Genomic DNA, 229 nt, shown 5'->3' with positions numbered 1-229 from the left:
ATCCGCTCTGAACTGGGAAACACCGTTGAGATTCTCGGTAAGAACTCGGGGCTTCACATCCTGCTGCGCCTTTTGTTTCCAGCAAGTGAGGAAGAAGCAATACAAGCAGCTGCAGACCACGGTGTAACCATCTATCCCGTGTCTCCCTTATATATAGAACAGACGGCTTTTACTTCTGTCTTAATCGGTTATGGCGGTTTGTTAGAAGAGGACATCAGGCTCGGCATCC

1 pseudogene is annotated in these 229 nt (G+C 48.9%); it reads left to right on the top strand.

Annotated features, from left to right (window positions below):
• Positions 1–229 (top strand): annotated as a pseudogene (locus tag SB660_RS24380) (MocR-like pyridoxine biosynthesis transcription factor PdxR); the annotation flags it as partial.

It is taken from the genome of Bacillus sp. SIMBA_005 (genome assembly GCF_046535585.1).
Classification (GTDB): domain Bacteria; phylum Bacillota; class Bacilli; order Bacillales; family Bacillaceae; genus Bacillus; species Bacillus pumilus.
Note: the sequence above shows the minus strand (reverse complement) of the source record. Positions and strands in the feature narration are given on the sequence as shown.